Here is a 7,253-nt window from a genome sequence, read left to right on the forward strand (position 1 = left end):
ATTGCAGCAATCCGGAAAAAAACATCACCGCAAATGCTAAGGCGAGATAACTGGCCCAAGTTACTTTTCTTTCAGGTGCAATAGGATTTGTCATAGTAAAGCCCTATATCAGTAAAGACAGTATTCATCTTCTCTTGTCTTGGTGCTTATAAGGATGATCCGTGTCAATGGAATGAATGAATGGCGATTTGGCTTATTATTAGTTTTAAGTTTTGTGATTGCTATCAAATATAAAATATTCCACTTGTATTCTGCGTGATTTGCCTTGCTTTTATAAAGTAAGGTTGGTAACAACCTTGATGAGATAAATGAAAATGTATGAGTACCAATTTAACCTAAGGGGAGGGTGACGAATCAGTTTGAGATATTACGCTGTGAGTCATTCAAAAAAATTGATTGAGTTGAACATGAAACAGAGGATGGGTAATGAAAAATGTCCGGTACAATTGTGGCAAGATATAAAGGAGAAGATGAAAAATGATGATGTATCACGCCCATGTTTATTTTGATTTACCTCAGCAGCCATTAGCGGATGCTTTACAGCACAGAATCATGACCGAATGTAGTGATAAGATTCGCGCAATGTTTCCATTGGTTCCTCGTTTAGTCGGGCCGCACCGTAAGCCGATGTTTGAAATTCATTTCACGGAACAGCAAAAATCCTTGATTGATTGGCTGGATAAGGCTCGCGGCGATCTAAGTGTGTTGATCCATCCAGTCTCAGGGGATGATGCTTACGATCATAGTGCAACACAAGTTCGATGGTTAGGAACTATACTCGGTGTTAACTTAGATAAACTTGGTTAATTCGTTTAAAGGTGTTATCAGCATAAGGATGCTATTGATTGAACCGCGAGGGGATAAAAAATTGGTAGGATCGATTGATTTTAGGTTGACTTTCAACCAGTTGAGCAATACCATTTTGCACGCTTAAACACGGTAGATGACATTATTTAGTATCACACTTTTCCGTTAATCTACCTATTCCAGTTAATTTTTCGAGGTACAACAGAAACCTATGGACTCGTCGAGTAGTCGAATATCACAGTATGGTCTTTTCGATGGTTCGAAAACACCAACGGTTTCTTATTAACCTGCCGCTAAATTTTTAGCTTATGTCAGGTAATAAAAATCTTGGCAAAGCGAACTCTTCTTTTTCTTCCATCGTTAATTCCATACGTTAATACTTTGCGTTAAAGCATATATGCCTAACGTAACCTATGACTGATGCTCATATTTTGAGCCGACACGTCGTTACCAAAACAAGAATATAAGCGATTCAAACTTCGCTTATTTGGTTATTGGGTTTCTTTGTCCTGAGCTCAACTCAGGAGAAACAAAAATGACAACATTTCGTCTTAACCGTATTTCTCAGGTTAAAAAAGCACGTACACCAGTGCAACATGCAGTACAAAGCCATATAAAAAGGGAGTTTTTTGGGGTGAGTATTGATTTAACGGTTGGCGAAGTTATCGCCATGTTGAAAGGCTGTACATCGTTTTTATCAACGTTACATGTGGTGGTGCTAATAAACAGTAATAGCGAATATCAAGGCCTTGTTTCAATGAAAAGCCTATTGTTTGCCGAACCAACGGAACCTGTTTCATCTTTATGCCAAGGCGTACATCATTACACTTTTGCCTTAGATGAAGATTATCCTGCTGCATTAAAGCTACGTCAAAGTCGTTGGCCAGTGTTGCCTGTGTTGGATAGCCGACACCGTGTGGTGGGCATGTTAGATATATCGGCTGCACGTACGATTATTCACCGTCAAGCAGAATTTAATACACCGACGGTGTTACAACCATCAGGCTGGAAGCGATTGGTTCGTTTCTGGAACTAATCGTATGAGGATTTTTCGATGCAAACCACAATCATGACTCAAGCCTTGATGGCACTTCATTTCAGTCAAAATCAACAAGATATACAGCAGTTTATTCAGCAGCATCCTTTAGCGGATTGCGCAGAGGCTTTTACTCAATTATTAACTGAGCAAAAACTCACCAGCAAACAGGTTGGTCAATTATTACTATTGCTACCTTTAGAAAAACAAGCAGCCTTATTCGGCTATTTTTCTTTGGGATGGCAAGAAAAGTTAGCGGAACAATTCGAGGCGCAAGAGCTAGCGCAACTCACTGAATTAATGCCTCACGATGAGCGAGCGGATTTACTGACCCAATTAGAGCCAGAATTTCAGCACCAAGTGCTGCAACAAATGGATGATGAAGATCGGCGAGATATTGAACGGTTAGTTTCGTACCCTGAAGATTGTGTCGGGGCTGTCATGACCTCTGACTTTGCCACGCTCACTGCTCAGCAAACCGTAGAAGAAGCCATTAATCAACTGCGGAAAATTGCCAGTGAGCGGGAAACCATTTATCAAGCGTATGTGGTTGATGAACAAATGCGTTTGCAAGGTACGGTATCATTGCGAGATTTGGTTATCTCAGAGCCGAGTTTAACCGTCGCAGAGATCATGACGCAAGTGTTGATTTTTGTCCGAGTCGATGAAGCGCAGAATGTGGCTGCCCAGGCGATCAGTAAGTATGACTTACTCGCGTTACCTGTGTTAGATCATCAAAATCGTATGGTCGGTATTGTGACCTATGATGATGCGATGGACGTGGCGGAAGAAGAAGCGGATCGACATATCCATAAGTCAGCAGCTGTTGATTTTGCTGGTAATTTAAAAGAAGCCTCGGTTGGATTAATGTACCGTAAGCGGGTTTTTTGGTTGGTGTTACTGGTCTTTGGTAACTTGTTCTCTGGTGCAGGCATCGCCTACTTTGAAGATACCATTCAAGCTTATGTCGCGCTGGTTTTCTTCTTACCCCTGTTGATTGGTAGTAGTGGTAATGCGGGGGCACAATCGGCAACCTTGATGGTTCGAGCGATTGCCACCGGTGAAGTGATTGGTAAAGACTGGGCTAAAATGCTGGCGAAAGAGCTATTTATCGCCGGTTTACTCGGTATCACGATGGCGATTGCGGTCTCGCTACTTGGCTTATGGCGCGGCGGCCCTCAAATTGCTCTTGTGGTGGCGTTAACCATGCAAATCGTGGTGGTGGTTGGTTCATTGGTGGGGATGTCACTGCCGTTTATTCTCAGTAAACTTAAGTTTGATCCAGCGTCTGCCAGTGCGCCATTGGTCACCACCATTGCCGATGCGGTCGGGGTTATCATCTATTTCACGGTCGCGACCAGTATTCTCGATTTTCCAGTTAATGCTTAAACATGAGTAAGGCCGCGGAATCATTTGAGAGAGAATAGCAATAGGGAAAGTCGCTCAACTCTGCTAGAATTCCGCGCCTTGTTACCTTCATATAAGGCCATCATAATAATGACAGATCAAGAACGAATTGAGTTACAACAAAATAATCCGCTCCACGGTCTTAAGTTAGACATATTATTGCAAGAGTTGGTCGATTATTATGGTTGGGATATCTTAGACGCCGCTATGCGGTTTAATTGTTTTCATACCAATCCATCGATAGCGAGTAGCGTTAAATATCTAAAGAAAACCGATTGGGCAAGAGAGAAGCTAGAGAACTTTTATCTATATCGATTTAAACGTATGCCAAGGGCTTCTGCTGAAGAGTATGATCTATCTCCTCGGGCTCGAACATTTCCTCATGGGCTTCAACCGAAACAACCCATGGCGTTGACGGTTGATTCAATTTTAAAATCACAAGCCAAAGCAGCATCATCGCATAAAGAACGAGCGGCACGAGAACGCCATTTACGCCGTTGATGACTAATAAATTGAGTCATTAGGTAAATAAAAAGCCCAATGTGTTAATTCATATTGGGCTTTTTATTTTGCTCGTCAAACAACTGTGATTTCCTCAACGAAATGTGCAACGCCTCTTTTGTATAGTCTTTCACTCATTTATGTAAAGGACGGTTATGATGAAGAAATATTGTCCAATTGGGGTTGTGGCTCTAAGTGGTGCGTTATTGTGTGCGGGGCTCAATGCTCAATCACTTTCACCGCATGATTTTCCTGACGGAAAAACCTGGCTGGTACATGCTCAACAAGGGCTCGCTCCCTATTGGATGATGCAAAGCGCTCAAGGCATCCCAATGGGAAACTTTCCCACCTTTCGATGTGATAATGGGCAAATTTTAGATGTCACTAAAATATGCCAAGAGCTAAATAAAAATTGGATTACGCCCTATTTTGGTCGTGAGTATACACGGATGAAATCTCGGCAGACGTATGCTTATGGTGTGCTTTATCACTTAACTGGTGATCCCCATGCTTTACAATTAGCTAAGGCAGGTACTGAATATTTAATGAATCAATTGCAAGATAAAGAGCATGGCGGCTTTATCAGCTTTACTGAGCATGGTCAGGCGGGCTTAGAATGGCAACAACGAACCTCGCAAGATCAAGCATATGCTCTGGTAGGGCTTGCCATGTATTATTATTTAACGCGTGATCCAGTGGTTGAAAAAGTACTCATTAACCAACAGCGTTTTATTTTTGATAACTATCGGCTTGATGATGGCAAAGGGTTAGCTTGGGTACTTAAGGATGGCGATGGTGAAAGTACTAAACAGCGTGAATTAGTTGCGCAACTCGATCAAATTAATGGCTATTTATTGTTGGTTGCTCCTTTGCTCCCTGAGCCACATAAAAGCCGTTGGCTGGCTGATTTATCTTGGTTAACCGATACGATGTTAAAGCAATACTATGCCCCACAAGAACAACGCTTTTATGGGGCGATTCATCATCCAGCGGTGATGGATCAGCAAGCGAAACATAATGATTTTGGACACACGATTAAAGCGTATTGGATGACTTACCTGACCGGCGAACTATTACAGCGACAAGATTGGCAAAAACTCGCCAAGCAAAGTATGCAACATATCATTGAACAAGCACAATATGTTCCCAATTACGCGGATATTAAAGGGTTTGTTCCAGAAATGACGCAAGAGCAGTGGCAAGCCAGTTCGATCAAAGCATGGCGTAATCGACCATTCAGTTATGGTATCTCTTCTTGGGAATGGGCTGAACTTGATCAAGCGGCAATGACCCTTTCATTACTTGAAGATCAAGTTAAGCCGGTATTACAGTCAACAGCTAAAGCCTTTATGCAGGTTTGGGTTGATGATCAATATGGTGGGGTTGGATTAAATCCGAAATCAACCAAGGCGTTTCACTGGGGCAATGGATACCATCAGTTTGAACACGCTCTTGTAGGCTATTTAACCGCGCAACAGCTTAACCAACGCCCTGCGAGGCTGTATTTTGCTATCGATGATCCTCAGTCGTATCAACTTTCGCCCTATTATTTTCAAGGGCAGATAAAAAGTCAGCAGCGATTAACTACGGTGAATGGATTGCCTCGCTGGCAAGTTGAGTTTACTGCGATCAAACCGTAATCGGCTCTCTTAACGGTTTAATCACTAATACCAGTATTAATATTAACCATCAATAGAAGGTTACATTATTTTTCTCTAATAACCCGGATGATTGATTGTTTCAGTGTGCAAATACTGGTCTATTAGCCAACTTATGTTCTATAATCAGAACAAGAAAATGATTCTGTTTACTTTTTGTCTCTCAAGGTTAACGCAAGATAGCCGATACAAAAGTATTCAAGAGTTTGATGAAATAGTTAGGCTAGGGAGCCAAGGATGTTTAAATCGTTTCGCGCAAAAATCACAGCGATCAGTGTCGCTTTAATTGTGATTTCACTAATAGTCACTGCTGTTTTGAGCATTCGAGTCAGTTCGGATACTCTTCGAGCTCAAATAACACGTAATTTACAACAGCAATTACAATCGCAATCCAATGCTATCGCTAATTGGATGAAGGAACGTAAAGCAATGATCACGGCGACAGGCAAGGTGATTGAGCAAACGGATTCTCTTTCGGCGTTGAAACAATTGAGTGACGGCGGCGGCTTTTTAGCCACTTATCTTGCTAGACCAAATGGCTCGGCGATTTTCTCTGATGAATGGCAGCCACCGAGTGATTATAATCCGCTTTCTCGTGAATGGTATCGATTAGCAGCTCAGCAAAGTGGTGTGTTGGCTACCGTGCCTTATCTTGATGCGAGTGGTGAAAATCGTTTAGTGGTGACGTTTAGCCATGGTCTAGGCCCCAATGCAAATCGAGGTGTCATTGCTGGTGATGTGCCACTGACTTTTATTATCGATACCGTACGTGATATTGCCCCAACACGTCATAGTTTTGCCTTTTTAACCAATAATGCAGGCAAGATTATTGCGCATCCTAATCCAGACATGACGTTAAAAAGTTTGCGCGATCTTAATCCTAGCTTAACTCAAACGATGTTGACTGATATTCAAAACAAAGGAGATCGTGAACTGGATCTGCAAGGACAAGCGATTTATCTCACCAGTCAATCGATCCCGGGAACTAACTGGTCGCTCAATATCGCGTTAGATAAACAAGATGCTTTATCGGGGCTCTATAGCATGATTCGATGGACAATCATTGCTGTCATCATTATTGGCGTGGTAGCTGCTGCGATTATGTGGTTTTTTAGCGCATCAGGCTTTAAACGATTGCAAGAAGTTAGCTTAGCGATGACGGATATCGGTCAAGGTGACGGTGATTTAACTCAGAGAATCACCGCACAAGGTGATGACGAAATTGCCACCATAGCTAAGGCATTTAATGCATTTGTTGAAAAAATTCATCGATTAGTTAAGGAAGTCAATAATACGGCTCAATCCGTTTCTGCGGCATCAACGACGTTAGCCGATATTACTCAACAAAGTGCCGGAGTGGTTGCTCAACAAAGTTCCGAGACCGAGCAAGTGGCCACCGCGATGAATGAAATGACAGCAACCGTACAAGAAGTGGCCAGCCATGCCAGTGAAGCGGCAAGTCAGGCATCAGAGGCGGATACACAAACCAAACAAGGCCAAACCTTATTACGTGAAACACTGCAACAACTGAAAAATCTAGATGATACCTTGCAAGGTAGCAGTACTACCATTGCTGAGTTACAAAGCGGTACACAAGATATTGTTGGGATGCTAGATGTCATTAGCTCAGTTTCTGAGCAAACCAATTTGTTGGCTTTGAATGCGGCAATTGAAGCAGCTCGAGCGGGTGAGCATGGACGAGGTTTTGCGGTGGTTGCTGATGAGGTTCGAGGTCTGGCTGGCCGAACACAAGAAAGCACTCAGCAAATCCAAGAGGTGGTCGACCGGCTCTTTAAGCAAACAGAGAATGTGGTTAGCGTCATGTCACAAAGTCGCTCAGCTGC

6 protein-coding genes and 1 pseudogene are annotated in these 7,253 nt (G+C 42.6%); 6 read left to right on the top strand and 1 reads right to left on the bottom strand.

What is annotated here, in order from left to right; translation table 11 throughout:
• Positions 1 to 94 (bottom strand): annotated as a pseudogene (locus B7C60_RS19205) (nucleoside recognition domain-containing protein); the annotation flags it as partial.
• 389 nt (positions 95 to 483) lie between these two features.
• On the opposite strand from B7C60_RS19205, the gene B7C60_RS12690 reads away from it, so the two are divergent.
• From B7C60_RS12690 to B7C60_RS12715, 6 genes are all read left to right on the top strand, one after another.
• A complete protein-coding gene (locus B7C60_RS12690; protein ID WP_099612040.1) occupies positions 484 to 807 on the top strand; it encodes a DOPA 4,5-dioxygenase family protein in 324 nt (107 codons plus the stop codon).
• A 535-nt stretch (positions 808 to 1,342) separates the two neighbouring features.
• Positions 1,343 to 1,843, top strand: a complete 501-nt coding sequence (locus B7C60_RS12695; protein ID WP_099611960.1) for a CBS domain-containing protein — start codon at positions 1,343 to 1,345, stop codon at positions 1,841 to 1,843.
• A gap of 18 nt (positions 1,844 to 1,861) precedes the next feature.
• Complete coding sequence (gene mgtE, locus B7C60_RS12700) at positions 1,862 to 3,232, top strand: magnesium transporter (RefSeq protein ID WP_172953245.1); 1,371 nt, start codon at positions 1,862 to 1,864, stop codon at positions 3,230 to 3,232.
• A 108-nt stretch (positions 3,233 to 3,340) separates the two neighbouring features.
• Complete coding sequence (locus tag B7C60_RS12705) at positions 3,341 to 3,751, top strand: VF530 family protein (protein ID WP_170887110.1); 411 nt, start codon at positions 3,341 to 3,343, stop codon at positions 3,749 to 3,751.
• A 155-nt stretch (positions 3,752 to 3,906) separates the two neighbouring features.
• Positions 3,907 to 5,391 carry an AGE family epimerase/isomerase gene (locus B7C60_RS12710; protein ID WP_172953246.1) on the top strand — a complete coding sequence of 495 codons (1,485 nt, stop codon included), beginning with the start codon at positions 3,907 to 3,909 and terminating at the stop codon, positions 5,389 to 5,391.
• A 255-nt stretch (positions 5,392 to 5,646) separates the two neighbouring features.
• Positions 5,647 to 7,253: methyl-accepting chemotaxis protein (locus tag B7C60_RS12715; protein ID WP_216639323.1), on the top strand; the 1,607-nt coding region annotated here is incomplete at its 3' end.

The sequence above is a fragment of the Vibrio fujianensis genome, from assembly GCF_002749895.1.
Taxonomy (GTDB): domain Bacteria; phylum Pseudomonadota; class Gammaproteobacteria; order Enterobacterales; family Vibrionaceae; genus Vibrio; species Vibrio fujianensis.

Bases quoted from the DNA above. Each gene is read 5' to 3' on its own strand.
- B7C60_RS12695 (WP_099611960.1), top strand. From the start codon at position 1,343: ATGACAACATTTCGTCTTAACCGTATTTCTCAGGTTAAAAAAGCACGT.
- B7C60_RS12710 (WP_172953246.1), top strand. From the start codon at position 3,907: ATGATGAAGAAATATTGTCCAATTGGGGTTGTGGCTCTAAGTGGTGCG.
- B7C60_RS12705 (WP_170887110.1), top strand. From the start codon at position 3,341: ATGACAGATCAAGAACGAATTGAGTTACAACAAAATAATCCGCTCCAC.
- B7C60_RS12690 (WP_099612040.1), top strand. From the start codon at position 484: ATGTATCACGCCCATGTTTATTTTGATTTACCTCAGCAGCCATTAGCG.
- mgtE (WP_172953245.1), top strand. From the start codon at position 1,862: ATGCAAACCACAATCATGACTCAAGCCTTGATGGCACTTCATTTCAGT.